The organism is Saccharospirillum sp., assembly GCF_039982735.1.
GTDB lineage: Bacteria > Pseudomonadota > Gammaproteobacteria > Pseudomonadales > Natronospirillaceae > Saccharospirillum.
Genome location: NZ_JBDWXV010000011.1, coordinates 402,389 through 428,106 on the forward strand (window position 1 = coordinate 402,389; position 25,718 = coordinate 428,106).

Here is a 25,718-nt window from a genome sequence, read left to right on the forward strand (position 1 = left end):
GGATTAGGCCGGATTTAACCCGGATCTGGCCAAAAAAAGGGTTGTACCCCTTGGTTCCGGGCGCTTAATCCGTATAATACGCGCTCCTGATTTCCGCTATTTTCGATTCGGTTTTCGGACCGGATTTGGACGTAGCAAAGACCCTGGCAGACCGCAGTTCCAGCAAAGCGGCTCCAGGATATGTTGGGTTGACCCGTGCGGGCTGGCGTGCGGAAAGGTCTGTATTTACGAGAGAGTCGCACTCCTCACACCACAGGCCGTTAATCATTGGGACATTTAATCGAATGACTGAATCTTTCGCCGAACTTTTTGAAGAAAGCTTAAAGACCATTGAAATGGAGCCAGGCTCCATTGTTACCGGTGTCGTTGTCGCCATCGACTCTGACTGGGTAACTGTACATGCTGGCCTGAAATCTGAAGGTGTTATCCCTCGCTCTCAGTTCCTGAGCGAAGAAGGTGAACTGGAAGTGGCCGTGGGCGACGAAGTTAAAGTGGCCCTGGAAGCGGTAGAAGACGGTTTTGGTGACACGCGCCTGTCGCGTGAGAAAGCCAAGCGTTCAGAAGCCTGGTCTGAGCTGGAAAAAGCTTACGAAGCGGAAGAAGTAGTCAAAGGTATCATCAACGGCAAGGTCAAAGGTGGCTTTACCGTCGATATCAGCTCTGTACGCGCTTTCCTGCCAGGTTCACTGGTCGATATCCGTCCGGTTCGCGATACCGCGCATCTGGAAGGCAAAGAGCTGGATTTCAAAGTGATCAAGCTGGACCGTCGTCGTAACAACGTCGTCGTTTCCCGTCGTGCTGTACTGGAAGCCTCCAACAGCGCCGAGCGTGAAGAGCTGCTGGCCAGCCTGCAGGAAGGCCAGGTTGTTAAGGGCATCGTCAAGAACCTGACTGACTACGGTGCTTTCGTAGACCTGGGCGGCGTTGACGGCCTGCTGCACATCACCGATATGGCGTGGAAGCGCATCAAGCACCCGAGCGAGATCGTTCAGGTGGGTGATGAGATCGACGTTAAAGTACTGAAGTTCGACCGTGAGCGTAATCGCGTATCTCTGGGTCTGAAGCAACTGGGTGAAGATCCCTGGGTCGACATCAAGGGCCGTTACCCGGAAGAGTCTGTGGTTAAGGCTCGCGTTACCAACCTGACCGACTACGGCTGCTTTGCCGAGCTGGAAGAAGGCGTTGAAGGTCTGGTACACGTATCTGAAATGGATTGGACCAACAAGAATATTCACCCGTCCAAGGTGGTTTCTGTTGGTGACGACATCGAAGTCATGATTCTCGACATAGATGAAGAGCGTCGTCGTATTTCTCTGGGTATCAAGCAAACTGTTGTAAACCCATGGGAAGACTTCTCCAACAACTACAACAAGGGCGACAAAGTCTCCGGCAAGATCAAGTCGATCACCGATTTTGGTATCTTCATTGGTCTGGAAGGCGGCATTGACGGCCTGGTTCACCTGTCTGACATCAGCTGGAACGAATCCGGTGAAGATGCCGTACGCAAGTACAAGAAAGGTGACGAGCTGGAAACCACCATCCTGTCGATCGACCCTGAGCGTGAGCGCATTTCTCTGGGTATCAAGCAACTGGACAGCGATCCGTTTGCCGAATACGTCAGCGAAAACGACAAGGGCGCTATCGTGACCGGTACGGTCAAGGAAGTGGATGCCAAAGCAGCTATCATCACCCTGTCTGGCGAAGTCGAAGGCACATTGAAAGCCTCCGAAATTTCTCGTGACAAGGTTGAAGACGCTCGCAACGTGCTCAAAGAAGGCGACTCGGTTGAAGCTAAAATCATCAGTGTTGACCGCAAGAACCGTGCGATTACCCTGTCTGTGAAGTCGAAAGACGTCCAGGACGAGAAAGTTGCGGTTCGCGACCTGAAAGAGAAGACCGTTGAAGCCTCTGGTCCGACCACCATCGGTGATCTGATCAAGCAGAAAATGGAGCAGGGCGACTAATAACTCGCGCTGTTTGAAAAAACCGGCCCAGTGCCGGTTTTTTTGTGCCTGTGAAAAAGAGGGTTTGAATAAAAAGGGCAGGCGTAGCCGGTGGCGTGGTTGCCGGGAGTCCGTTCGAATTAGGATGGGCCGTAAAAAAACGTTAAAAAATAAACACTTGTGTTATCTCAAAGGGTGAATTAGTCTAAATATTGACCGTAAAGGAAGACCCGACCGGGGAGGTTCGAAGATGACCAAATCCGAGTTAATTGAACGCATCGTCGACCGTCAGAATCAGCTGTCAGTCAAGGATGTCGAGCTCGCAATCAAGACAATGCTCGATCACATGGCTGAAAGTCTGGCGGATGGTGAGCGCATTGAGATTCGCGGGTTTGGAAGCTTTTCTCTGCATTACCGGTCACCCCGCGTAGGGCGCAACCCTAAAACAGGCGAATCCGTTACTCTGGAAGGCAAGTACGTGCCTCATTTCAAGCCAGGTAAGGAATTGCGCGAATCGGTCAACATCGCCATCGAAAGCGACTAACGAGTTACCCTGTACCCCATCCCTAAGCCGGGAGGCTTGCGTTAAACATGATCGCCCGATCACTCCGACTAATTATTCTTCTGGTTCTGCTAGTGATGTCCTGGCTATTGGCCTTTGGTAACAACCAGAGCGTTGCCCTGACATTCCTGGGTTGGATGACCCCCGCGATGCCCCTCTTTGTCTGGCTGGTGCTGGCGTTATTCATGGGCATACTGATCGGTCTGGTATTTGGACGTCTTGCTGGCCGCAAGGCAGCCCGGAAGTAGAGCATGATATCCCTGTTGAAACAGGCCTTTCAGCGCCTGGTTAACCCCATGTCCGGCCCCCGCTTTCAGTTGGATCCGTTTGAACCGTTGTCGGCTCAGCCGGATCGTGAGCTCGATGTGTTGCTGGAGCGGCTGGCTGTTGACGAAGATACCCTTGAAATCCATCTGGCCTTGGGCGAGTTGTTTCGTAAGCGAGGCCAGATCGACCGTGCCATTCGCGTGCATGAGGCTATGCTTGAAGCTGATTTATCCGAATCGGATACCAGCAGAGTGCGGGTAGAGCTGGCGCAGGATTTCTTCTCCGGCGGCTTCCTCGGTCACGCTGAATCCATACTCGAATCGATGATTGTTGGCGATGGTATGCTCGATTCAGCCCGGGCATTTCGCCTGTGGCTTGCTGTGCTGGAGCGTGAGCAGGAGTGGGAACGCGCGATCGAACTGGTGCAGAAATATGGCCAGGCAGGGTCGGGCAGCATCCGGCTGGCAAACTTCTATTGCGAACTGGCGATCAAGTTAAGCCACGAAGGTCAGACGGCCGAGGCACGTCAGGCGCTGAAAGAAGCTCGCCGGGTTACCGACAGCGCCAGAACCTATCTGGTCAGTGCCGAACTGGATACCACTCAGGGCAACTATCACCGGGCGATCCGGTGGTTGCGTGATGGTCTCGACCGGGATGTGCGACGCATCGATGTGATACTCCCGGCGTTAAAACGGCTTAGCCGTTTAACCGGCGGCGAGGCGAATTTTCGCAAATATCTGGAAACGCTGTATCAGCGCCACCCAAGTCATCGCATATTAAGTGAATTGCTCGATTTGGTTGGGCCGAACGATCCCAGGGCCCTGCAATGGCAAAACGAGTTCGAGCAAATTGTGCACTCCGGCGCTTCTTTCGAATTAATGCAACGCTGGATTGAGCAACGGCAGGACATTGGCGATCGCGCTCGCTCAGTACTGATTGAATCACTGAAGCGGATCAAGCTGCGGCTCTCGGATCAATACCAGTGTACCCACTGCGGTTTCCAGTCAACCACCTTGCTGTGGTATTGCCCGCAATGCGAGCGCTGGGAGACACTGTATTCGCGCCATGAACAAAAGACGTTTGAAGCGAGTAATACCTAAGCATAAGGGTAGGGCGTTGATTTATAACCGAAAATCCTTGATTTCAAATGATGAGTTGGTATTATTTGCCCCGCTTTCAGCAACCAGCTGAGTGCCTGTGTCCCGTTCGTCTAGTGGCCTAGGACACCGCCCTTTCACGGCGGTAACAGGGGTTCGAGTCCCCTACGGGATACCATTTTTTCTGTTTTGAGAGCACTGGTGTTCTTGAGACAAAAAACGCGGGAATAGCTCAGTGGTAGAGCACAACCTTGCCAAGGTTGGGGTCGCGAGTTCGAATCTCGTTTCCCGCTCCAAATTTGAAGAAGCAGCCATTAGGCTGCTTCTTCTGTTTATGGGAACCGAGATTCCATCTCGTTGCGATCCATCACATCCCTGTGATGGCCCCTTCGGGCGCTAGCGCGTCGTTAAACGCTCCTGGCGTTTAATCCCGCTCCAAATTTGAAGAAGCAGCCATTAGGCTGCTTTTTCTGTTTATGGGGAACCGAAATTCCATCTCGTTGCGATCCATCACATTCCTTCGGACACAAAAAAACCGGAACATTGATCAGATGTCCCGGTTGTTGTTGAATGCCGCTCAGGTCACACCTTCCTGGTGTCCCTTCTCCCTGGCAAAGTGAACCTCGCTCCCTCAGTTTTCCCGTCCTATAACGACGACCGCTTCCCGTAACCGGTTATTGGCCATCCGTGCTGATCCTCCCTGATAACGCCGTCCCTGACCGTATCTTCCCTGGTTCAGCCCTCCCTGGTTTATGCCCTCCTTGAGCTCGCTTCCCTGCCGGCTTATCTTCCTCAGCCTGCTTTCCTGTGCAGATAGAATCTTCCCTGTAAACATCCCTGTCCGATGCATCCTTGCTGTGTGTTGGCTTCCTGCCATCTTCCCTGTTTCCCGCGTGTTGCGGGCCCTACGCCTGTCTGTGCCGGTTCCCTGGCGGTGGTGCCATCCCTGATTCGGTGGTTATTCGTCGGTCATGCCTACTTGAATGCGATCCCGGTTCTTCTCGAGGGTGGCTGGCCCAACGCCCTGAACGTTCATCAGATCTTCAGGGGCAATAAAGGGGCCGAATTCATCGCGGTAGGCCACAATGGCTTCGGCTCTTACCAGGCCGACGCCGTCCAGAAGGTCAGCCAGTTTTTCGGCAGAGTCATTGTTGATGTCCACGTACAGTACTACGGATTCTGCGGCTGCTGTTTCAGTGGGTGCTTCCTCGGCGTGTGCCAATGGCAGCAGGCAACTAAAGGCCAGTCCCAGTGTGATGATTCCTTTTTTCAACATCGTCTTTCCTTATCGGTTGTTGGTCGTTTTTGTGGTGCCGTTACAGCGGGCAAGACAAAAAGTAGCAAGCTAGCCGATCTGAGAAAACAACCATTGTTCAAGTATATTCAGGGTATACCCCGGGTGGCGCCTGGTAAGACCTTTCGAACACTGTTGTGAAGTCGATCACAAGGTTCCGCGGGCTGTCTTCGTCGAACTTGGGGGAGGGGTGACCTTGAATAACGTGCGGGCGGGAGTTGTTCAGAGGCTCCCTTGCTTTATAATACGCCAAATCTTGCTTGGGCAGGTTCATGAGTAACCCTCTGTATCGTCGAGACGTGATTTCCATTGGAGATCTGTCTCGCACCGACCTTGAATTCATCGTTAATCGTTCGGCCGAGCTCAAACACTCCGGGCCGTTGCCGCTGTTGAAAGACCGACTGATCGCCAGCTGTTTTTTTGAAGCTTCTACCCGCACCCGTCTGTCGTTTGAAACGGCGGTGCAGCGCCTGGGCGGCACGTTGATTGGATTTTCCGACAGCGGTAATACCTCGGCCAAAAAAGGCGAAACCCTCTCCGACAGCATTCAAATGATTGCCTCCTATGCCGATGCCATCATTATGCGGCACCCGCAGGAAGGGTCGGCGAGGCTGGCGGCCGAAGTGGCTGGTGTGCCGGTCATCAATGGTGGCGATGGCGCAAACCAGCACCCGACTCAAACCTTGCTCGATCTGGTGTCGATCGCAGAATGCCAGGGCCGGCTCGATGGCCTCTCGGTGGCTCTGGTCGGTGACCTCAAGTATGGCCGTACTGTGCATTCGCTGGCTCAGGCGCTGGGGCATTTCAACCCCACCTTTTATTTTGTATCCCCCGATGCACTGGCGATGCCGGCGTACATTGAAGACAATTTGACGGCGATGGGTATTCGCTTCAGCCGAGTTGAATCCCTGGAGGAAGTGATTCCCATGGTGGATGTGTTGTACATGACCCGGGTGCAAAAAGAGCGGCTGGATCCAACCGAGTACACCCATATTGCCTCTCAGTTCATTCTCAAGGCCGATATGCTGAGTCACGCACGTTCTAACTTGCGGGTCATGCACCCTCTGCCCAGAGTTGATGAAATACACCCCAGTGTCGACCGTACGCCCTTTGCCTACTATTTCCAGCAAGCCGAAAACGGGGTTTATGCGCGCCAGGCGCTGTTGTCGGGTGTCATGAACGAAGCCATTGAATTGCCATTTCCGGGAGGTCGGTGAGATGTCTGGGATGAACCGGGACAAAATGCTGGTAGAGGCCATCCAGTCCGGTACGGTGATCGATCATATCCCCGCTGGAAAGGGGCTGACGATTATCGGGCGCTTGCAGCTGAAAAACGCTGAGGTCCGCCTGACCGTCGGCCTCAACCTGCCCAGTCACGGAGGTGGCCTGAAAGACCTGATCAAGATTGACGAGTGGCGCTTTACCGAGAGCGATGCGGCCGAGATGGCCTTGTTCGCCCCCCGGGCGACCGTTAACATCATTGAGGATTACCGGGTCGTTCGTAAATTCCCGATTGGCCTGCCAGAACGTTTTGTCGGTGTCTTTACGTGCCCCAACACCAATTGCATTACCCACAATGAGCCGGTCGATACCCGTTTCAGTGTGTTGGTGGCCGATGAAGCCGTCAAGCTGAAGTGTCACTACTGTGAGCGTGCCTTTGCCGACAGCCTGTTTATTGAGCAAGGCAGCCTCTGAATCGGGGTTGCCAGGCAGCCTTCAGGCACCCCGTCACATATGCGCTCCAAGTCTAAAAAGCCTTGTTTTTCAGTTGCTTATTTTAATCTCATCTTTATAGTAAAGGCTTTTTACAGCCTATTTCCGACGGGAGTCTCGACAGTCCATGGAAACCCTAGCTCAACTGCATGACCGCGCGCTCGACGCGGTTCGCCATGCCAAAGAAACTCAGGAACTGGATGACCTCAGGGTCCGGTTTTTGGGTAAGAAAGGCGAAATCACTGCCCAGTTGAAAGGCTTGGGAGCCCTGTCCGCCGAGGAGCGCCCGGCCGCCGGTGCCAAAATTAACGAGGTCAAAACCGCCGTGGCAGACGCCATTGCCGCGCGCAAGGCCGAACTGGAAGAGGCGGCGCTGAGCCAGCGCCTGGCTGAAGAGAAGCTGGATGTAACGCAGCCGGGTCGTCGCCAGGGGAAGGGTGGGTTGCACCCGGTGACACAAACGCTGCGTCGCATGGAATCATTCTTCACCGCCATTGGTTACGATGTCGCCGTCGGGCCGGAAATCGAAGACGATTATCACAACTTCGAAGCGCTCAATATTCCTTCACACCACCCGGCACGTGCCATGCACGATACCTTTTATTTCGACGCCACCACCTTGTTGCGGACTCACACGTCGCCGGTGCAGGTGCGCACCATGGAAGCCGGAGAGCCGCCTTTTCGGGTGATATGCCCGGGCAGGGTCTACCGCTGCGATTCGGATTTGACTCACACCCCCATGTTCCACCAGATGGAAGGGCTGATGATCGATACCGACGTCAGCTTTGCCGACCTGAAAGGCACGGTAGAGGAGTTCTTGCGGGTGTTTTTCGAAAAGGAACTGGCGGTTCGTTTTCGTCCCTCCTATTTCCCATTCACAGAGCCATCGGCCGAAGTCGATATCGAGTGTGTGATGTGCCGGGGCGAGGGTTGCCGCGTGTGCAGTCACACCGGTTGGCTGGAAGTGATGGGCTGCGGCATGGTGCACCCGAATGTGCTGGCCGCCTCGAACATCGACAGCACCACCTACAAGGGGTTTGCATTTGGCATGGGGGTCGAGCGGTTGGCAATGTTGCGCTACGGCGTTAACGATCTGCGACTGTTCTTTGAGAACGACCTTAAATTTCTGCGCCAGTTCAACTGAACCCCGGTGGCCCGTCAAAAAGTCAGGATGGTTAACAGTTTATGAAAATCAGCGAACAATGGTTACGGGAATGGGTGAATCCCGATATCAGTGCGCAGGCACTGATGGATCAAATCACCATGGCCGGTCTGGAAGTCGATGGAGCCGAGCCAGTAGCCGAAGCGTTTTCCGGCGTGATCGCCGCCCATATCACGGCCTGCGAGCCGCATCCCAATGCCGATAAACTGCAGGTGTGCCGAGTCGATACCGGCACCGAATCGGTACAGATCGTCTGTGGGGCTCCCAATGCCCGCGCCGGTATCAAGGTCGCACTGGCGCAAGTCGGTGCTGTTTTGCCAGGCAACTTCAAGATCAAGAAAGCCAAACTGCGGGATGTCGAAAGCCAGGGCATGCTGTGCAGTGAGAAAGAGCTTGGCTTGTCAGACGACCACGACGGCATTCTCGAGTTGGCTGATTCGGCACCGTTAGGGCAGGATGTGCGCACGCTGCTGAACCTGGATGACCTGAGCATCGAAATCGACCTGACCCCAAACCGGGCAGACTGCCTGAGCATTGTGGGCCTGGCCCGCGAAGTGGCGGTATTGAATGACCTGACCGTAACCGCACCGGCGATTGAACCGGTCGCAGCTACGCATCAGGATACCTTTCCGGTCAGTCTAGAAGACCCGGTAGGCTGCCCGCGTTACGTGGGGCGCGTACTGAACAACGTCAACGTCGCGGCCCAGTCGCCACTGTGGATGGTTGAGCGATTGCGCCGCTCGGGCATTCGCTCGATCGACCCCGTGGTCGATGTCACCAATTATGTGATGCTGGAGTTGGGTCAGCCATTGCATGGTTTCGACCTTGATCGGCTGAAAGAGGGCATCACAGTCCGCCGGGCGCGGGACCAGGAAACCCTGGTGCTGCTGGATGGACAGACCCTGACGCTTGGCATTGACAATCTGCTGATTACCGACGCTGCAGGCCCCCTGGCGATGGCCGGTGTGATGGGCGGCGAGCAGAGCGGTGTCTCCCGGGAAACCCGCCGGGTATTCCTGGAAAGTGCCTTCTTTGCGCCCATTGAAATAGCGGGCAAAGCCCGTGGTTTTGGCCTGCACACCGATGCCAGCCACCGTTTCGAGCGCGGTGTAGACCCGGCTTTGCAGGAGCTTGCCGTTGAGCGAGCCACCCGTTTGCTGGTGGATATCTGCGGCGCAGAACCTGGCCCGACTCAGGTGCATGAAGTACAGGCGAATGTGCCGGTGCCCGCCACCATTGCGTTACGTGCCGACCACGTCAAATCGGCGCTTGGGCTGGAAATAGCCGGTGGAGAGATTCAGCGGATTCTGACCGGACTGGGCTTTGCTCTGCAAGAAACCGCCGCCGGTCAATGGCAGGTTGTGGCACCGAGCTGGCGTTTTGACATGGCAATCGAGGCCGATCTGGTCGAGGAAATTGCCCGAATTTACGGTTATAACCGCTTGCCGGTAACCCAGCCCAAGGCTGCTTTGGGACCCCGGGGCAAGCCGGAACAGAGGGTCACGACCGCCGCGATCGCTGATCGGCTGGCCGCACTGGGCTACCAGGAAGCCATTACCTACAGTTTTGTCGAGCCAGCGTTGCAGCAGGCCATGTTCCCCAAAGAAGCGGGCATTGAGCTGGCTAACCCCATTTCTGCCGATATGGCCGTGATGCGGGTATCCCTGTGGCCGGGTCTGGCCCGCGCTCTGACGCATAACCTGAAACGCCAGCAAGACCGGGTCCGGCTGTTTGAAACGGGCTTGCGGTTCCGGGAAACCTCTAAGGGGACAGAGCAGATTGCCATGGTATCCGGCATTGCGACCGGCAGCCGGTTGCCTGAAGCCTGGTATGAAAACGGCGAAGTGCTCGACTTCTTTGATGTCAAAGGGGATGTCGAGCAGGTTTTGTCGCTGGTGAAAGGAGTGGAGTTTGATTTTCTGCCGGGCCGCCACACAGCGTTGCACCCGGGCCAAAGCGCTCGTATTGAACGAAATGGCAAACTGGTCGGCTACATTGGCGCTCTGCACCCGAGCCTGGCCCGGGATCTGGACATCAAGCAACCAACTTTTTTGTTCGAGTTGCGGCTCGACCGGATTGTTAAAACTCAACTGCCAGCCTTTACAGCCCTGTCGCGTTACCCCGGCAGTACCCGTGACCTGGCCGTCGTTGTTGATGAAGAAACCCCGGTTGCAGACCTGATGAACAGTGTTCGCGAAATGGCCGGAGAGGATCTGGAAAGCTTGACCCTCTTTGATATCTATCGTGGCAAAGGTATTGATTCGCAACGAAAAAGCGTGGCTCTGGGCTTGACCTGGCAGAATCCTTCACGCACTCTTACTGATGAAGAAGTAAACAGTTTGATGGATTCGATCATCAACACCTTGCAGACGAGGTTCGATGCTGCGCTGAGGAACTGAGAATGGCCCTGACCAAGGCTGAGATGGCAGAGCGCTTGTACGAAGAGCTTGGCCTCAACAAACGTGAAGCAAAGGAAATGGTCGAAATCTTCTTTGAGGAGATTCGCGACTCGTTAGTGCATAACGAACAGGTTAAGCTCTCGGGGTTCGGTAATTTTGATCTCCGAGACAAGCGTCAGCGCCCTGGCAGGAATCCGAAGACGGGAGAGGAAATCCCGATTTCAGCGCGCAGGGTGGTGACATTCCGTCCCGGTCAGAAGCTTAAGGTAAAAGTCGAGGCATATGCTGGAACCGAGCCAGAATAATGAATTGCCTCCTATCCCAGGGAAGCGATACTTCACCATTGGTGAGGTCAGTGAACTGTGTGCCGTCAAACCACATGTCCTGCGTTATTGGGAACAGGAGTTTCCGCAGCTCAGTCCGGTAAAGCGTCGGGGTAACCGTCGTTATTACCAGCGGGATGATGTCGTGCTGATTCGCCAGATTCGTCACCTTCTCTATGAAGATGGCTTTACCATTGGTGGCGCCCGGCAAAAACTGTCCGATCCGGAAGAGGGCGAAGTCATGCAGCATCAGCATCAGGCCCTGATTCAGGATATGATTCGCGAACTCGAAGCTGTATTGAAGTTGCTCTCTGACGATTAATCGTCAAAAAGGTTTGATTTTTCAACTGCTTAGCGTATTATTCGCGACGTTTTCGGGCATTAGCGCAGTCTGGTAGCGCATCGTCATGGGGTGGCGAGGGTCGCAGGTTCAAATCCTGCATGCCCGACCAAAAACACCACAAAAAAGCCGACTGAGAAGTCGGCTTTTTTGTGCCTGCAGGTAAGGAAAGTCGTGGGGTGGCTCGAGCCGCAGCCGGAACGCCGGCCGGTACCAATCCTGCATGCCCGACCAAAAACATCACAAAAGAGCCGGCCATTGAGCCGGCTTTTTTGTGTCTGACGTTTTATCAACTAAAGGTCCGGGGCGCTCAGTGGAGATGGCCCATGTCGGCTACCGGTGGTGCCTCTCGGGTGGTGCGACACTCGCTCGGCGTAAATCCGTCCATAGAGCCTAGATCGCAGTCGAGACGTCGGACCGATCCATACTACGGACTCTCCCGCAGAGGCACCACCGGCAGCCGACGCTTACTTTGTACTAACCCCTAAACTCGCGTAATCAATACTCGGTAATTTCCCGCCGACAGCGGTCTTCTGCCCCAAGCGGCAAAGATTGGCCCATCCTTTGCTCTGTCTCCCTTGTCAGTGGTCATTTCGAGTGTAAAGCGACTGTATTTTGTCGCCCCGAGCCCGAATCGACCCGAATCACCGGTTTTTTTGACGCTCCTGATGGCCGGAGTGTTTAAGGGGAATGCAGATGTCCGATCATCGTCTCGATATTCAGAATGTACTGGGCCAGATGCGGTCCATTCGCGAGCAGATGAACCCGCCTGCCAATAATGCCAACCGGCCAGACGGGCCGGGCTTCGCCAGCCAGTTGCAGCAGGCCCGGGAGCAGGCGAACCCGGCCGGGCAGGTGCAGGACAGCCTGGCACCACAGGGCATCAATGCGTTGCAAAGTACACCGCCAACCGAGGATGTGCCGTCCTTTGGCGATATGTTCAAATCGGCTATTGATACGGTGAATGGCAATCAGCAGGCGGCCAGTGGCATAGCAACCCGGTACGAAATGGGTGATCCGTCGGTTGACCTGCCCGAGGTGATGATCGCCTTGCAGAAATCCAGTGTTTCCTTTCAGGCGATGACCGAAGTGCGTAACAAGATGGTCGAAGCCTACAAAGAAATCATGAACATGCCGATCTGAATCGCGTTGTTGTCTGGACGCATGATGACGGACTCCGGCTGCTGGAGTCAGGCTAACCAACAGGATAGAACATGACTGAAAACGTACCCGCCGCCACTGGAACGGCCATGGGCGGCCATTCGCAACGGGATGACAGCGCTTTGCCAAGCCGCTCGCGTGGTGAAGGTCGCGGTATGGCAGCGACTGAACGCTCGGACATGGTCGACGCGAACACCTCTGCAACCAGCCGGCTACACCCACTGGTACAGGGGTTCAATAAGCTGGGCATGATGCGTCAGTTCGGCTTGTTGATCGGGCTGGCGGCCAGCATTGCGTTGGGCCTGGCGGTCGTGCTCTGGTCGCAAAAAGAAACCTACCGACCGCTGATGAACAGCACGAACAGTTATGCCGCGGCCGATGTGATCGAAGTCTTGCAAGCCAATGCAGTGGATTTCGACATCGACCCCGCCAGTGGCGTTATTCTGGTTCGACAGGGCGACTTGCACCAGGCCCGCCTGGCGATAGCCGGGGCTGGGCTGTCGGATGATCAGACGGTCGGTTATGAACTGCTCGATCAGGATCAGCCGCTCGGGACCAGTCAGTTCATGGAAAACACCCGCTATCTGCGCAGTCTGGAAGGTGAACTGGCACGCACCATTTCCTCGATCAATCAGGTTCGCACCGCCCGGGTTCACCTGGCAATACCGGAACGTTCTGTCTTTGTTCGCGACCAGCGACAGCCAACCGCTTCAGTCTTCGCCGACCTGTATGCCGGTGCCGAAATGGATCGGGACTCCGTCAACGCCATTCGCAACCTGGTAGCCGGTTCAATACCCGAACTGCAGCCGTCCAATGTATCAATTGTTGACCAGCGTGGTCGGCTTTTGTCTGACGATACCCAGACCGCCGCCGAAGAACTGACCGATCGGCAGTTTGCCTACACCCAGCGCGTTGAAGACCGCATGGTCAATGCTATCAACTCCATTCTCAGCCCGGTTGTGGGGAATCAGCAGTTTCGTGCGGAGGTGTCGGCCGACATTGATTTTACGCGGGTGGAGCAGGCTGAAGAATTGTACAACCCCGATCTGATCGCCTTGCGCAGTGAACAAACCATCGACGAAGAGCGCACCGGCGAGGCCGAGGGTGACATCCCCGGGGCACTCAACAATCAGCCGCCGGGCCTGGCCGAAGCGCCCGAAGAGCTGGATGGAGAAGGCCAGCCGGTGCAGCCACCCACTTCTAGCCGCAGTGAGGCCACCCGTAATTATGAAGTTGACCGGACTCTCAGCTACACTCAGTTCCAGCAGGGGCGTGTACGCCGTCTGACCGTTGCTGTGGTGGTAGACGATGTGATGCGTACTGACCCGGAGACCGGAGAAGCCGCCCGCGAGCCTTGGACTGAAGCGCAACTGCAGCAGTTACGCTTGCTGGTTCAGGATGCTGTGGGCTATGACCCGGCCCGGGGCGACAGTATTAACGTGATCAACTCCAGCTTCATGGGGACTGATGACGCCGTAGACGCACCTCAGTGGTACACTCAACCCTGGTTCTGGGACATCGCCAAACAGATTCTGGCCGGCCTGTTCGTCCTGATACTGGTGTTTGGCATTCTGCGCCCGGCGCTCAGAAATCTGATGAACCGGGGAGAAGCCGAGCAGGATGGGGACGATGACATGCTGGCCTCATTGGATATGGACGAAGACTCCATCACCGACGACAAAGTCACCCTGAGCACGGTCGACGAGTATCAATTGCCGGGCCCGTCCGAAAGCTTTGAACGGCAACTGGATGCCCTGCGCGGCTTGATAGCAGAAGACCCGGGTCGGGTCGCGCTGGTGCTGAAACGCTGGATTATGAGCAATGACTGAACAGAACCCGAATCTGCCGGTACCCAAGCAGAACAGCAAAGAAGACGCCGAGCGCGCCCTGGATGGTATTCCCTGGCTTAACCGGGCAGCCATTCTGCTGATGAGTGTCGGTGAAGCCGACGCCGCTGAAGTGCTCAAACATCTTGGGCCAAAAGAAGTGCAGCGAGTCGGCACGGCGATGTCGGGTTTGTCTGAAGTCCGTCAGCAGCAACTGGAAGGGTCGGTCAGACTGTTCCTCGAAGAAGTGGGCGGTCAGACCAGTCTCGGCATTGGCGCCAATGATTACATTCGCAACATGCTGACCCAGGCACTCGGTTCCGACAAAGCCTCGGGTCTGATTGACCGTATTCTTCTCGGTGGCAATACCACTGGCTTGGATACTCTGAAATGGATGGAGGCCCGGGCCGTGGCCGATATCATTCGTAACGAACACCCCCAGATCCAGGCCATTGTGATTGCTTATCTCGACCCGGATCAGTCGTCTGAGATTCTGGCCCAGTTCAGTGAAAAAGTCCGGCTCGATATCATCATGCGCGTGGCGTCACTGGAGACAGTGCAACCAGCGGCGTTGTCGGAATTGAACTCCATCCTTGAGAAGCAGTTCTCGTCCAGTGCGGGTACCCAGGCCCAGTCTCTGGGTGGCGTGAAGACGGCGGCGGAGATCATGAACTTTCTGGAATCCAGCGTCGAAGCCGAGATCATGGATGGCATCAAAGAGGTCGACGAAGACCTGGCGACCGAGATTGCCGATCTTATGTTCGTGTTCGACAACCTGTCCGAAGTCGACGACCGGGGCATTCAAACCTTGCTGCGCGAAATTGCCACCGACACACTCAAGGTTGCTCTGCGCGGTGCGGACCAGAATCTGCAGGAGAAAATTCTCGGCAATATGTCCAAGCGGGCTGCGGAGATACTCAAAGACGATATGGAAGCCATGGGGCCGGTACGCTTGACCGATGTCGAATCGGCGCAAAAGGAAATTCTCAACATCGCCCGGCGCATGGCCGACTCCGGAGAGATCGTACTGGGTGGCTCCGCAGGCGATGCAATGGTATGACGCCCGGGTATGAGCGGAGCAACCCAGACGTTATTCACCCGGCGTTACCAGAAGGCCTGTCACGATGATACCAAATAATGCCGGAGGGCCAACCAGAAGCGCAGCGGGATCGCCCAAAAAAGGCGCAACGGGCTACAAAGCGTCCGGACAGGAGGCCCCCAACGTTGAACCCTATCAATTGCCACGCTGGGATGCCCAGGGTAAACCGGTGCCCCAGCCCGGCGCTCGCCAGGCAGATACCAGTATCGTCGAAGACGTCCAGCCGGAGAGCCTGAGCCCTCCGACGGCAGAAGACATTCGCCAGATCCACGAAGACGCTTACAACGAAGGCTTTGAATCCGGCTTCGAACAGGGTATGAAGCAAGGTCAGGCTACCGGCCAGACGGAAGGTTACCAGGCCGGATACGACAGCGGTGAGCAGGAAGGCCTGAGTGTGGGCAATAAAGCGGGTATGCTGGCTGCTCAGCAAGAAGAAGCTGAACGCATCAACGCCGAGTTGGCGCCGCTGAGCGAGTTGTTTGAACAGATCAAAGCCGTGCTGGGGCAACAAACCGATGATCTCGAATCGGGCCTGGTCGCGCTTGCGGCGCGCATTGCCCGCAACGTAATCGATGCCGAACTGACACTTCAACCTGAACACATTCAGGGCCTGGTGCATTCCGCCGTCCAGGCGCTGCCTAACGCGGACGAGCGCTTCACGCTGGAGATCAACCCCGAGGATGCTGCTTACGTGGAACCCATTGCCGAGCAGCACTGGAACCTGGTGCCCACACCCTCGATCAGCCGCGGTGGTTGTGTGATCCGCACTCGCTTCAGCTATGTGGATTACACCCTTGAACATCGCTATCGCCAGCAGGTCAGCAACTTGCTGGCGCATGCCGGGCTTAGTGAACAACTGGCTGAAATGGAGTCACCCTGGCCCTTGCCGCCCGCGGAGCCGGAGGCCGAGCAGTCTACCGGAGCAGCGTTGGACGATGAAACGCCGACTGCCGAAACACAGCCTGGAGACGAAGCAGGGCCTTCCGCAGACGATTCGGCTGAACGCGAAGCGGACGGGTCAGTAGATGACACTCCGCAGGCCGTTGTGGCGAATAACGAAGCGCCTGAATCGGTTGACAGCGCGCCCGCTCAAGATGACGTGTCAGAGTCTGACATCGATGATTCTGACACCCGTGTTGCAGGCACCTCAGAGCCTGCTGCCGTCGAATTGGATGCGGTCAAAGAGGCCGGTACCGAGCCGAAACGGCAAGCCTCGGAGGAGCTGGAGACGACTGGTGCAGCCGGGCAATCGGATGATGATATGCCTCAGACTGATCGGACCGGCGAACCCGATGACGATGACTCCCCCGGTCAGCAGCGCACTCCGGAACCTGATGGTAACGACCCATGAGTAAAAACCTGGGCCTGTTTCTCCAGGACTGTCAGCGCTGGATTCCCGAGCGCAGTCCGGTCATTGTTGAAGGCAAGCTGACCCGAATGGTGGGGCTCACGCTGGAAGCCATTGGCTTGAACGCCACCGTTGGTGAGCGGTGTCTGGTGATCGACCGGCAAAATCGGATCGAAGCGGAAGTGGTGGGTTTTCAGGACGACAAAGCCTTTTTGATGCCGGTACAACCCATTTCAGGGCTGCGTTCCGGTGCCCGGGTAGTGCCTCTGGAAAGTGCCAGTGAACTGGTGATTGGTGATGAACTGCTAGGTCGGGTCGTTAACGGCTTTGGCGAACCAATCGATGGCAAGGGGCCGCTCAGTTGCCGGGTGGAGCAAAGCCTGAACGGGGTGGTGATAAACCCCTTGCATCGACAGCCCATTCGCGAGCCGCTCGACGTCGGCATTCGCGCCATTAACGCCTTGCTGACGGTTGGTCGGGGCCAGCGCCTGGGCTTGTTTGCGGGTTCGGGTGTGGGCAAGTCGATGTTGCTGGGCATGATGACCCGCTTTACCACGGCTGACATTATCGTAGTCGGGCTGATCGGCGAACGCGGCCGGGAGGTCAAGGAATTCATCGAAGACATTCTTGGCGATGAGGGTCTGGCCCGCGCTGTCGTCGTGGCATCACCGGCCGATGATGCGCCCCTGTTGCGATTGCGCGCGGCACAGTACACCACCAGCATTGCCGAGTTTTTTAGAGCCCAGGGCAAGAACGTTCTGATGCTGATGGATTCCCTGACCCGTTTTGCCCAGGCCCAGCGCGAAATCGCACTGGCCATCGGCGAACCACCGGCCACCAAAGGGTACCCGCCTTCGGTCTTTGCACGCATACCGCAACTGGTCGAGCGAGCCGGTAATGCCGAGGCCGGTGGCGGATCGATCACCGCTTTCTATACTGTGCTGACCGAAGGGGATGATCAGCAGGATCCGGTTGCCGATGCTTCCCGTGCCATTCTGGACGGCCACTTTGTGCTGAACCGGCGCCTGGCGGAAGAGGGCCATTACCCGGCCATCGATATCGAGCAAAGCATCAGCCGTGCGATGCCGCAAGTCGTATCAGCGGCTCATATGAAACAGGCGCAAACGCTCAAGCAGGTCTGGGCGCGGTACCATCAGAATCGGGACTTGATCGCCATTGGAGCCTATAATTCAGGGTCGGACAAAGACATCGATGAAGCGATACAACTGTTTCCGGTCGTTCGGGGTTTTTTGCAGCAGGGGTTAAACGAACAGGTGCGGTATCAGGAAAGCGTCGCCCAATTACAGTCGCTGTCACCCGGCCAGAATGCGCCAGCCCCCTCCGCGATGAAAAAAGGCCGGCCTCTGGCCCGGCCGCAGCGCACCCCGTAACGGTCGCGCAATGATCGCACCATGAACAAGGCAGGCAGTACGCCATGAAACGTTCGCAGCGAATGCAATTGATCGAGAAGCTGGCCCGGCAGCGGGAAGACCAGGCCGCCCAGGCACTTGCCCAGACACGTCAGCGCCTGGAGCAGGAGCAGGCTCAACTGACTGAACTGGAAGGTTATCGGGGTGAATACCTTGGCTACCTGGAAACCCAGGGCAGCGCGGGGCTGTCCATTGTGCAATGGCGTCGTACCCAGGGCTTTATCGATCAGTTGGGTGGCGTGATTGGTCAGCAGGAAGGGGTTATAAAACAATGGCAACGTCAGGAGCAGCAAGTGCTGATGCAATGGCAGAAGCTTTATCAGCGGCGCAAGAGTATTGGCCAACTGGTAGACAAACTCTCGTTGCAGGAAGTCATTGAGGCGGACAAACAAGAGCAAAAAGCACTGGATGAGTTGGTCGGGCAGATGGCGCAGCGCTCAGGACCGGGCCGATAACCCGGGAACGGCTTGCCAGCCCGCCCATGCAACCAGTAAAGTAACTGACAGCGGGCAAGATTGTCGGGAGGCGCTATCCTCTTTGGAGCCGTCTACACTATAGAATTAGGAACCGCCTACAAAAACAAAGGGCGCCCACCCCAGAGCCCAATACACCACAGAGGATTTACTATGACAGTGTCGGCAATTCCCAGCGACAACGGGCGCGAAATGACCATCAAGATTACTGGCCGGTTTGATTTCAGTTCGCACCAGGAATTTCGCCAGATCTATGAGAACGCCTCGCCGGACATCAAGGTGTATATTATCGACATGTGCGATGCCACCTATCTGGACAGCTCGGCGCTGGGCATGTTGCTGTTGCTTCGGGATCACGCCGGTGGCGACCATTCGGAAATCCGCATTATCAATTGCAATGAGGACGTTCGAAAGATTCTGACCATTTCCAATTTCGGACAGTTGTTCAGGATCGAATGATCACCCATTCGACTGCGCAACCTCAGGGTCAGGGGTTGCGGATTCTGATCGCAGATGACAATCAGTCCGACCGCATGATCCTGCAGGCCATCGTAAGGCGCGAGGGTCATGAAGTGCTGCTGGCTACCGATGGCCGTGAAGCCGTCGAACTGTTCAAACAGCACGCTCCCGACATCGTACTGATGGACGCCCTGATGCCGGTCATGAACGGGCTTGAAGCCAGCCGTGCGATCAAATCCCTGGCAGAGAGTGACCTGGTCCCCATCATCTTTCTCACCTCCTTGCAGGATGCCGAATCTCTGGCCGAATGCCTCGACAGCGGCGGCGACGACTTTATGTCGAAGCCCTACAACCGGGTCATCCTCAAGGCAAAAATCAACGCCTTCAGCCGAATGCGGGCCATGCACGCCCAACTGCAACGCCATAACAGGCAAATGCTGCTGGAACAACAGGTTGCCAAAACCGTTTTTGACAACGTGGCACACTCCGGTTGTCTGAATCTGCCCAATATCCAGCACTCCCTCTCGCCGATGGCGGTGTTTAATGGCGATACCGTTTTGGCCGAACGCAAACCCGACGGGGGCATGTTGCTGTTTCTGGGCGACTTCACCGGCCATGGGTTGCCCGCAGCCATTGGTGCCATGCCGCTGGCGGAGATTTTCTATGGAATGACCTCCAAGGGTTTTTCGATGGAAGAGGTGTTGCGCGAGGTCAACAGCAAGCTACGTAAAATACTACCGGTCGGGGTATTCTGTTGCGGTGCCATGGTGGAGCTGAATTTTCACAACAAGTCGGCCCGCGTCTGGGTGGGCGGTGTGCCCGATGTGTACCTCTACCGTGAGCAGAGTGGAACGGTAGAGCGGTTCGCCAGTGCGCACTTGCCGCTGGGCGTGCTCGACCCCTACGAGTTTGATCCGCACAGTCTGGATGTGGTGATGCACAACGGCGATCGGGTGTTTTTGTGGTCAGACGGCATTATCGAAAGCCGTAACCCAACCGACGACATGTTTGGTGAAGAGCGGCTCAATCAGGTGTTTTCCTGCACCGACCATCCGGACCGGATCTTTCAGGCGATTCTCGATCAGGTCGACCACTTTATGGGCGGTAGCGACCGGGACGATGACATCACCCTGGTAACGGCCAAAATGGTCGATATCGAAGATATCGGCATGACCACCTACGAATCGAGCAAGGGCTCTATCGGCGGCCCGGTCAACTGGACCCTGAGCCTGGCGCTGCACGAGCAAAGCCTGGCGGCATTTAACCCCCTGCCGCTGGTCATGAATCTGTTGATGGAAGTGGAGGGGCTGCGGCCGTTGGGGGGGCAGCTGTACACCCTGCTGGCTGAATTGTTCAGCAATGCACTGGAACATGGCGTACTGGAACTGGATTCCGGGTTGAAGACAGGCCCCCAGGGCTTCGGGCAGTATTATCTACAGCGCGAACAGGCGCTGGCATCGCTGTCGGATGGGAGTGTCCGGCTCACGCTGACCCATCGGCCGCTGGAAATTGGCGGCGAGCTGATCATGGAGGTCACGGATACCGGAAGCGGGTTCCCCTTTGCCGATTTCGGCGACGAACAACCAGAGTCCGACCCGCAACCCAGCGCTCAATGGGATTACAGCGGGCGTGGTATTACCCTGATCCGGCAATTAAGCGACGAACTGACCTATCTCGACGGCGGGCGGTCTGTCAGGGCCATCGTCCGCTGGCCTCGAAACTGAGCATTTGCGCAGAGGTTTCTGGCTCATTTCTGTTACCTTGCCAGACGGCTAGATAGACCGGCTGTAAAACTCAGCCGATAACGCCTATTATGAATGTCAGTAACCGACTTACGGAGCCCCAGGGACGGTGCACAACTCAATCACCCAACGCGAGGCTGCCATGTCTGATTCCGATACCCCAACTCAGATAGACGATCATCTGGATGTGACTATATTGGGTGAGTTGCAGACGCTGCTCGAAGACGATTTTCCGGATCTGATCGACACCTTTCTGAGCGACGCCCGGGTGCGCGTCCGTGAGCTGGTGCGCACCGTTGATTCCGGCGTTGCGGAAGACATTCGTCAGTCTGCGCACAGTTTCAAAGGCAGTACGCTTAATGTCGGGGCCAAGCAATTGTCCAGCCTGTGTCGGGAGCTTGAAGACCTGGCTCGCTCCGGCCGAACCCAGGGATCAAAAGGCCTGGTCGACCGGATTGAAGTCGAGCTGAATCAGGTCGAAAAACTGATGCGCGATTCGTATCTGTAGATTTAGTGAGGTCAGTCGCTAGGCACTGCAGTTGTACACTGTTGTTCTAACCACTCCAGTTATACCTTCTGGAATAAGCCGTTATTCAGGCCGGTCGCAGTATAGGGTCGATGGACATTGGTCATCATAGCAGTCCTGAGATTCTTTCATTCCCACCCTCTGCCCGCTCGATGCAACCTGCTTTTCACCTGAATGGCCCGGGCTTTGCAAATGGTCCAGAACACCTTTTACGTCGGAAATGGCACCATGCAGTTATTGTCGCCTCAGTTCGCTGTAAGCAGTACCCGGGAAGCCGTCGTCGCCGATACGGATGCAAAGGCACCCGCCCTGTCCCAGCGCGGCTTTCAAAGCGTTTTTAGCGAGTATACACATCGATCTGAAAGCTCAGCATCTGTGGCGGCCAGGCTTTCTTCGGCCCGCTCTACTGAAACTCCGGCCAGTGGACTCTCTGGCCAATTGTTGCCGCAGCGGCAAACCGATACCGGGCCGATTGGCGAGTCGGAACTGGCGCTGGACAATTTGGCCGACACCCTGGAAGGGCTGACGACGACGCTGGAGAATTTGCTCGCGCTTGAACAGGACGTGCCCGAAGGTGAGACGGGCCCGCTTACTGACATGCTGGTCGGTCACTTGGGTTTAACCGAAGAAGCCGCCGAGGACTTTATTAACACCCTACAGACTTGGGTCGCTGACCCACCAACGGTTGCCATGACCGCTGAAGCCCTGGATGATCTCGGGCCTGAAGCGCTGTTGGCCGTTCAGGCAATGGGCGATTCGCTGGCGTCACTGGGAGCTGATGTAAACCAGTGGTACCAGCAGGTCGCGCAGTTGGCAGGGGATGCGTCAACAGGCTTTGTCAGGGGCGAACTCGCGGTCTCATCGCAGGAGGCTGACACCCCCGAACTTATGAACACCGGCCTCCCCCTGACCGGCAGTACTTCCATTGGAGGGGCACCACGTGAACGCACCATGCTCGAAACATTACAGCAATGGTCTCAGGCGCTGAACGACGGGCAGGGCGGGTTGTCGCAACTGGTAACTTCCATCGCCGAGCGTGTCAGGGCGGTTCTCAATACGGCGGCCGGGGGCAGCCTGCCTTCGACCTTCGACCAATCCCGTCCCGAAAGTGCTCTGTTAGCCCAGGATTCGACGCTGCTTGCCGACAAACCGGCACCGGCAGCCGATACTCTGTTCAGCAAGTTGTTGCAGGCGGGTGGACCCGTCACTGACCACTCCGACTCGCTGGCGGCGGCTCGTTTGTCTCCGCTGGCAGCGGCTGTGGCCGACGATGCCAGGCAGCCACTGCTGGCTGGACAGCCGATTCCCGAGAAGGCTGATGCCGTTAATGCGGTTATTCAACGCAGCCTGCAACAGCCGGTGCTGGCCGGTGAAGCGGGTCGGCAATTGGGTGAACGGCTGGCGTTGATGGTCAGGGGCGATATACAGCAAGCCACGATTCGCCTCGACCCGCCTGAGCTTGGCATGATGGATGTCCGAATTACGGTTCAGAATGACCAGACTCAGGTGCAGATCGTTGTGCAGAGCCCTCAGGTTCGCGAGGCCCTGGAAAGTCAGAGTGTCCGGTTGCGTGAATTTCTGGAACAACAGGGTTTGTCGCTGGCGAAACTCGATATCCGGGAAGAGTCGGCCGGGCATCAACAGGCAGGCAGTGAGCAGGGGAACGACAATAGCGGCAACACAAATGGTCTGGCAGCAGGTGACGACGAAAGTTCCGCTGAGTCAGCCACCAGCGTAGCCTGGGGGCAGGGGCTGGTCGACCATTTCGTCTGACCCGACTAGACTGATGGTAATTGCATCCGGGTGCAAGCGCTGTGCAGATCTAACTCTTGGCGCAACCCTTGCTAGCCAAAGTGGAGAGCAAGGCGGTTTTGACACCCGGACAATGCAAGCGAGTATCCATTAAACGAGGGTGTTCCGACAGGACTGCCACCTACCAGGAAATTGGAAGTAACGCATGGCTGAAGAACAGCAAGCAGATGTCGAGGAAGCGACTGGCTCGGGCAAAAAGAAACTGAAAATGATGCTGCTGATCATGGTCGGAGTATTGGTTGTGGCAGGCGCATCGGTCGGTGGCACTCTGTTCCTGTTGAGCCCTGGGGCCGACGACGCTGCGGGTGAAACGGAGATGTCGGAAGAAGAGATGAACGCAGCCATGAATGCTGGCCCGGCCAACTACCTGGCCATGCAGCCGGCCTTTGTGGTCAATTTCAACGAAGCAGGCCGAACCCGCTTCTTGCAGTTGGAGCTGTCGCTGGTGTCTCGCGATGGTGAGGCGATCGATACCGCGAACATGCACATGCCACTGTTACGCAACAACTTGCTGCAAACACTGGCAGAACAGGATTTTGAAACACTGAAGACGGTAGAAGGCAAAGAACAGCTGGTTGCGTCGCTAACGGCGACGGTCCAGGCAACGATTGAAGAAAAGCTCGGCCGACCCGGTTTTGAAACCGTGTTGTTTCGCAGCTTTGTCATGCAATAGGGGCTGCCGTGCAGGACTTACTGTCACAAGACGAAATTGATGCGTTGCTTCACGGCATCGATGACGGTGCCGTTGAAGAGGAAGACACCGGCGACGCCAATGGCGTTAAATCCTACGATTTAACCAGCCAGGACCGCATTGTGCGCGGTCGCATGCCCACGTTGGAAATGATCAACGAGCGTTTTGCCCGCTATACCCGTATCAGCATGTTCAACTTCCTGCGTCGCAGTGCAGACGTTGCGACCGGTGGCATTCAAATACTCAAGTTCGGCGAATACGTGCATACGCTGTATGTTCCGACCAGCTTGAACCTGGTTAAAGTGCGGCCACTGCGCGGCACGGCGCTGTTTATTCTGGACGCCAAACTCGTGTTCAAACTGGTCGACAATTTCTTTGGTGGCGATGGTCGTCATGCAAAGATTGAAGGTCGTGAATTTACCCCGACCGAGATTCGCGTGGTTCAAATGGTGTTGTCACAGGTCTTTCAGGATATGAAAGAGGCCTGGGGTGCCGTGCTCGATGTGGACTTCGAATACGTTTCTTCCGAAGTGAACCCGGCCATGGCCAATATCGTTTCCCCAAGCGAAGTGGTGGTGGTCAGCACCTTTCATGTAGAGCTGGATGGAGGCGGTGGCGACCTGCATGTCACCATGCCTTATTCAATGATTGAACCGGTACGTGAAGTACTCGATGCCGGTGTGCAAAGCGATGTCGATGAAATTGACGATCGCTGGGTCGATTCCCTGCGTCACGATATTCTGCGCGCCAAAGTACCCATCAACGCAACCGTGGTCGAGCGCGACATCAAGCTGCGCGATCTGGTTGATCTGGAAGCCGGGGACATTATTCCCATTGATTTGCCGGAAACCCTGACGCTGGCGGCGAACAAGGTGCCGTTGTTTGAGTGCACGCTGGGGCAGTCCGGTGAAAACCTGGCGATGAAAGTGATACGCCCGTCTCCCATGGCCAAACGCGATGTGGGTGACCTGAAATCCCGTTTGTTGGGGCAGCGACGGCGCAAACGTGAAGAATATGCGGTCGAGGCGATCAGCCAGACGGTGAAAGAGGAGAGTAACGATGAGTGACAATGACTTGCCACCGGAAGACGAGATAGACGCAGGCGAAGAAAGCAGCCAGGACGATCAGGCGCTGGCCGATGAATGGGCTGCCGCCATGTCGGAATCCGGTGATGACGAGCGCGATGACGATGATGACGCCCAGAGTGACCCTACCCGGGCCCCGCTTGAGGAATTCGGTGCGGCCACATCGGTCGGTTCTCCTGGCGATTCGCCAAATCTGGATGTGATTCTCGACATTCCCGTGGTGATTTCCATGGAGGTTGGCAACACCCAGATTCCCATTCGAAACCTGCTGCAACTGAACCAGGGGAGTGTGATCGAGCTGGATCGACTGGCGGGTGAACCGCTGGATGTTCTGGTTAACGGTACCCTGATCGCACATGGCGAAGTGGTGATGGTGAATGAGAAGTTTGGTATTCGACTGACTGATGTTGTCAGTCAGCAGGAACGGATACAGCGGTTACGATGAGCTTCCCGTTCTTTGACGCTGCCAACAAAACTTTGACGTCTGCCGGTGCAACGGCCACCGGCGGGCTTCTGCTGCTGCCTGTCAACCGGGTGCTTGCTAGCGCCGGTTCCGCTGTGCCTGGCGGGGGTGGTGACTATATGCGCCTGGGTTTAACCCTGCTGTTCATTGTTGGCCTCATCTTTGCGTGTGGCTGGTTAGTACGACGAATGGCTGGCGGCTCAGGCTTCAATAACCGCCACATCAAAGTACTGTCAGTGATGCCTTTGGGTACGCGCGAAAAGTTGATGTTGGTCAAGGCGGCTGATGAAACCCTGCTGATCGGGGTAACCGCACAATCCATCTCAACGTTGCACCGCTTCGATGGCCCGCTAGATCTGACAGACGCGATGCAACCCAGTCCATTCGCCGATCGAATGAAAGGCTTATTGAAAGGACTGGACAGTGACCCTCTGGCCAAACACAGAAAAAACCCACAGAAAACCCCGGGCGATTCGGACTCCCAATCGTAACCGCTGTCTTGC

Annotated in this window: 25 protein-coding genes and 3 tRNA genes; 27 read left to right on the forward strand and 1 reads right to left on the reverse strand. The window is 56.2% G+C overall.

The annotated features are described in order from the left end of the window. Positions 1-284: 284 nt before the first annotated feature. From rpsA to ABJT94_RS10120, 6 genes are all read left to right on the forward strand, one after another. The gene (rpsA, locus tag ABJT94_RS10095; RefSeq protein ID WP_127555207.1) at positions 285-1,964 is read left to right on the forward strand and encodes a 30S ribosomal protein S1; all 1,680 of its coding nucleotides are present in this window, start codon (positions 285-287) and stop codon (positions 1,962-1,964) included. 229 nt (positions 1,965-2,193) lie between these two features. Further along, complete coding sequence (ihfB, locus tag ABJT94_RS10100) at positions 2,194-2,487, forward strand: integration host factor subunit beta (RefSeq protein ID WP_127555208.1); 294 nt, start codon at positions 2,194-2,196, stop codon at positions 2,485-2,487. A 95-nt stretch (positions 2,488-2,582) separates the two neighbouring features. Further along, positions 2,583-2,753, forward strand: coding sequence for a lipopolysaccharide assembly protein LapA domain-containing protein (locus tag ABJT94_RS10105; RefSeq protein ID WP_348475460.1), 171 nt, complete (start codon positions 2,583-2,585; stop codon positions 2,751-2,753). Positions 2,754-2,756: 3 nt separating this feature from the next. Next, the gene (locus ABJT94_RS10110; protein ID WP_348475459.1) at positions 2,757-3,872 is read left to right on the forward strand and encodes a hypothetical protein; all 1,116 of its coding nucleotides are present in this window, start codon (positions 2,757-2,759) and stop codon (positions 3,870-3,872) included. A gap of 99 nt (positions 3,873-3,971) precedes the next feature. Beyond that, positions 3,972-4,047: transfer RNA gene (locus tag ABJT94_RS10115), tRNA-Glu, on the forward strand. Positions 4,048-4,090: 43 nt separating this feature from the next. Beyond that, positions 4,091-4,165 (forward strand) — tRNA-Gly (locus ABJT94_RS10120). A gap of 662 nt (positions 4,166-4,827) precedes the next feature. Here ABJT94_RS10120 and ABJT94_RS10125 read toward each other — a convergent pair. Next, a complete protein-coding gene (locus tag ABJT94_RS10125; RefSeq protein WP_348475458.1) occupies positions 4,828-5,145 on the reverse strand; it encodes a helix-hairpin-helix domain-containing protein in 318 nt (105 codons plus the stop codon). Positions 5,146-5,435: 290 nt separating this feature from the next. Between ABJT94_RS10125 and pyrB the strand changes: the two genes are divergently transcribed. The 21 genes from pyrB to fliO all read left to right on the forward strand — a co-directional run bounded on the left by pyrB (position 5,436) and on the right by fliO (position 25,706). After that, a complete protein-coding gene (gene pyrB, locus ABJT94_RS10130) occupies positions 5,436-6,380 on the forward strand; it encodes an aspartate carbamoyltransferase (RefSeq protein ID WP_348475457.1) in 945 nt (314 codons plus the stop codon). A gap of 1 nt (position 6,381) precedes the next feature. Continuing rightward, complete coding sequence (gene pyrI / locus ABJT94_RS10135) at positions 6,382-6,858, forward strand: aspartate carbamoyltransferase regulatory subunit (protein WP_348475456.1); 477 nt, start codon at positions 6,382-6,384, stop codon at positions 6,856-6,858. Between the two features lie 145 nt (positions 6,859-7,003). Further along, positions 7,004-8,020 (forward strand): phenylalanine--tRNA ligase subunit alpha, encoded by a 1,017-nt coding sequence (gene pheS / locus ABJT94_RS10140; RefSeq protein WP_348475455.1) that lies wholly within the window; start codon positions 7,004-7,006, stop codon positions 8,018-8,020. A gap of 41 nt (positions 8,021-8,061) precedes the next feature. Beyond that, positions 8,062-10,437 carry a phenylalanine--tRNA ligase subunit beta gene (gene pheT / locus ABJT94_RS10145; RefSeq protein WP_348475454.1) on the forward strand — a complete coding sequence of 792 codons (2,376 nt, stop codon included), beginning with the start codon at positions 8,062-8,064 and terminating at the stop codon, positions 10,435-10,437. 2 nt (positions 10,438-10,439) lie between these two features. Next, positions 10,440-10,742 (forward strand): integration host factor subunit alpha, encoded by a 303-nt coding sequence (gene ihfA / locus ABJT94_RS10150; RefSeq protein WP_028671389.1) that lies wholly within the window; start codon positions 10,440-10,442, stop codon positions 10,740-10,742. Then, positions 10,720-11,082 carry a MerR family transcriptional regulator gene (locus ABJT94_RS10155; protein ID WP_127555215.1) on the forward strand — a complete coding sequence of 121 codons (363 nt, stop codon included), beginning with the start codon at positions 10,720-10,722 and terminating at the stop codon, positions 11,080-11,082. The genes ihfA and ABJT94_RS10155 overlap by 23 nt, the downstream gene beginning before the upstream one ends. 53 nt (positions 11,083-11,135) lie before the next feature. After that, positions 11,136-11,212, forward strand: a tRNA-Pro gene (locus ABJT94_RS10160). 584 nt (positions 11,213-11,796) lie between these two features. After that, complete coding sequence (gene fliE / locus ABJT94_RS10165; RefSeq protein ID WP_348475453.1) at positions 11,797-12,243, forward strand: flagellar hook-basal body complex protein FliE; 447 nt, start codon at positions 11,797-11,799, stop codon at positions 12,241-12,243. A gap of 71 nt (positions 12,244-12,314) precedes the next feature. Next, on the forward strand, positions 12,315-14,090 hold the full coding sequence (gene fliF / locus ABJT94_RS10170) for a flagellar basal-body MS-ring/collar protein FliF (RefSeq protein WP_348475452.1): 1,776 nt from the start codon (positions 12,315-12,317) through the stop codon (positions 14,088-14,090). Beyond that, on the forward strand, positions 14,083-15,147 hold the full coding sequence (fliG, locus tag ABJT94_RS10175; RefSeq protein WP_348475451.1) for a flagellar motor switch protein FliG: 1,065 nt from the start codon (positions 14,083-14,085) through the stop codon (positions 15,145-15,147). Before fliF ends, fliG begins: the two co-directional genes overlap by 8 nt. A 64-nt stretch (positions 15,148-15,211) precedes the next feature. After that, a complete protein-coding gene (locus ABJT94_RS10180; protein ID WP_348475450.1) occupies positions 15,212-16,537 on the forward strand; it encodes a FliH/SctL family protein in 1,326 nt (441 codons plus the stop codon). Then, positions 16,534-17,925, forward strand: a complete 1,392-nt coding sequence (fliI, locus tag ABJT94_RS10185) for a flagellar protein export ATPase FliI (RefSeq protein ID WP_348475449.1) — start codon at positions 16,534-16,536, stop codon at positions 17,923-17,925. The genes ABJT94_RS10180 and fliI overlap by 4 nt, the downstream gene beginning before the upstream one ends. Positions 17,926-17,969: 44 nt before the next feature. Next, positions 17,970-18,419, forward strand: a complete 450-nt coding sequence (fliJ, locus tag ABJT94_RS10190; RefSeq protein ID WP_348475448.1) for a flagellar export protein FliJ — start codon at positions 17,970-17,972, stop codon at positions 18,417-18,419. A 171-nt stretch (positions 18,420-18,590) separates the two neighbouring features. Then, the gene (locus tag ABJT94_RS10195; RefSeq protein WP_348475447.1) at positions 18,591-18,896 is read left to right on the forward strand and encodes an STAS domain-containing protein; all 306 of its coding nucleotides are present in this window, start codon (positions 18,591-18,593) and stop codon (positions 18,894-18,896) included. Beyond that, positions 18,893-20,620, forward strand: a complete 1,728-nt coding sequence (locus ABJT94_RS10200) for a fused response regulator/phosphatase (RefSeq protein ID WP_348475446.1) — start codon at positions 18,893-18,895, stop codon at positions 20,618-20,620. The genes ABJT94_RS10195 and ABJT94_RS10200 overlap by 4 nt, the downstream gene beginning before the upstream one ends. 160 nt (positions 20,621-20,780) lie before the next feature. After that, positions 20,781-21,146: an Hpt domain-containing protein gene (locus ABJT94_RS10205; protein ID WP_348475445.1), complete on the forward strand. Its 366-nt coding sequence runs from the start codon at positions 20,781-20,783 to the stop codon at positions 21,144-21,146. A gap of 246 nt (positions 21,147-21,392) precedes the next feature. Next, the gene (locus ABJT94_RS10210; RefSeq protein ID WP_348475444.1) at positions 21,393-22,937 is read left to right on the forward strand and encodes a flagellar hook-length control protein FliK; all 1,545 of its coding nucleotides are present in this window, start codon (positions 21,393-21,395) and stop codon (positions 22,935-22,937) included. Positions 22,938-23,121: 184 nt separating this feature from the next. Further along, a complete protein-coding gene (locus tag ABJT94_RS10215) occupies positions 23,122-23,649 on the forward strand; it encodes a flagellar basal body-associated FliL family protein (protein ID WP_348475443.1) in 528 nt (175 codons plus the stop codon). After that, positions 23,646-24,734: a flagellar motor switch protein FliM gene (fliM, locus tag ABJT94_RS10220; protein ID WP_348475793.1), complete on the forward strand. Its 1,089-nt coding sequence runs from the start codon at positions 23,646-23,648 to the stop codon at positions 24,732-24,734. The genes ABJT94_RS10215 and fliM overlap by 4 nt, the downstream gene beginning before the upstream one ends. Continuing rightward, entirely contained in the window at positions 24,727-25,197 is a 471-nt protein-coding gene (gene fliN, locus ABJT94_RS10225; RefSeq protein ID WP_348475442.1) for a flagellar motor switch protein FliN, read from the forward strand. The genes fliM and fliN overlap by 8 nt, the downstream gene beginning before the upstream one ends. Further along, entirely contained in the window at positions 25,194-25,706 is a 513-nt protein-coding gene (fliO, locus tag ABJT94_RS10230; RefSeq protein WP_348475441.1) for a flagellar biosynthetic protein FliO, read from the forward strand. The genes fliN and fliO overlap by 4 nt, the downstream gene beginning before the upstream one ends. Positions 25,707-25,718: the final 12 nt, after the last annotated feature.

Excerpts from the sequence above, each read along its gene's own strand:
- rpsA (WP_127555207.1), top strand. The coding sequence starts at position 285 with ATGACTGAATCTTTCGCCGAACTTTTTGAAGAAAGCTTAAAGACCATT.
- ihfB (WP_127555208.1), top strand. The coding sequence starts at position 2,194 with ATGACCAAATCCGAGTTAATTGAACGCATCGTCGACCGTCAGAATCAG.
- ABJT94_RS10105 (WP_348475460.1), top strand. The coding sequence starts at position 2,583 with ATGTCCTGGCTATTGGCCTTTGGTAACAACCAGAGCGTTGCCCTGACA.
- ABJT94_RS10110 (WP_348475459.1), top strand. The coding sequence starts at position 2,757 with ATGATATCCCTGTTGAAACAGGCCTTTCAGCGCCTGGTTAACCCCATG.
- ABJT94_RS10125 (WP_348475458.1), bottom strand. The coding sequence starts at position 5,145 with ATGTTGAAAAAAGGAATCATCACACTGGGACTGGCCTTTAGTTGCCTG.
- pyrB (WP_348475457.1), top strand. The coding sequence starts at position 5,436 with ATGAGTAACCCTCTGTATCGTCGAGACGTGATTTCCATTGGAGATCTG.
- pyrI (WP_348475456.1), top strand. The coding sequence starts at position 6,382 with ATGTCTGGGATGAACCGGGACAAAATGCTGGTAGAGGCCATCCAGTCC.
- pheS (WP_348475455.1), top strand. The coding sequence starts at position 7,004 with ATGGAAACCCTAGCTCAACTGCATGACCGCGCGCTCGACGCGGTTCGC.
- pheT (WP_348475454.1), top strand. The coding sequence starts at position 8,062 with ATGAAAATCAGCGAACAATGGTTACGGGAATGGGTGAATCCCGATATC.
- ihfA (WP_028671389.1), top strand. The coding sequence starts at position 10,440 with ATGGCCCTGACCAAGGCTGAGATGGCAGAGCGCTTGTACGAAGAGCTT.
- ABJT94_RS10155 (WP_127555215.1), top strand. The coding sequence starts at position 10,720 with ATGCTGGAACCGAGCCAGAATAATGAATTGCCTCCTATCCCAGGGAAG.
- fliE (WP_348475453.1), top strand. The coding sequence starts at position 11,797 with ATGTCCGATCATCGTCTCGATATTCAGAATGTACTGGGCCAGATGCGG.
- fliF (WP_348475452.1), top strand. The coding sequence starts at position 12,315 with ATGACTGAAAACGTACCCGCCGCCACTGGAACGGCCATGGGCGGCCAT.
- fliG (WP_348475451.1), top strand. The coding sequence starts at position 14,083 with ATGACTGAACAGAACCCGAATCTGCCGGTACCCAAGCAGAACAGCAAA.
- ABJT94_RS10180 (WP_348475450.1), top strand. The coding sequence starts at position 15,212 with ATGATACCAAATAATGCCGGAGGGCCAACCAGAAGCGCAGCGGGATCG.
- fliI (WP_348475449.1), top strand. The coding sequence starts at position 16,534 with ATGAGTAAAAACCTGGGCCTGTTTCTCCAGGACTGTCAGCGCTGGATT.
- fliJ (WP_348475448.1), top strand. The coding sequence starts at position 17,970 with ATGAAACGTTCGCAGCGAATGCAATTGATCGAGAAGCTGGCCCGGCAG.
- ABJT94_RS10195 (WP_348475447.1), top strand. The coding sequence starts at position 18,591 with ATGACAGTGTCGGCAATTCCCAGCGACAACGGGCGCGAAATGACCATC.
- ABJT94_RS10200 (WP_348475446.1), top strand. The coding sequence starts at position 18,893 with ATGATCACCCATTCGACTGCGCAACCTCAGGGTCAGGGGTTGCGGATT.
- ABJT94_RS10205 (WP_348475445.1), top strand. The coding sequence starts at position 20,781 with ATGTCTGATTCCGATACCCCAACTCAGATAGACGATCATCTGGATGTG.
- ABJT94_RS10210 (WP_348475444.1), top strand. The coding sequence starts at position 21,393 with ATGCAGTTATTGTCGCCTCAGTTCGCTGTAAGCAGTACCCGGGAAGCC.
- ABJT94_RS10215 (WP_348475443.1), top strand. The coding sequence starts at position 23,122 with ATGGCTGAAGAACAGCAAGCAGATGTCGAGGAAGCGACTGGCTCGGGC.
- fliN (WP_348475442.1), top strand. The coding sequence starts at position 24,727 with ATGAGTGACAATGACTTGCCACCGGAAGACGAGATAGACGCAGGCGAA.
- fliO (WP_348475441.1), top strand. The coding sequence starts at position 25,194 with ATGAGCTTCCCGTTCTTTGACGCTGCCAACAAAACTTTGACGTCTGCC.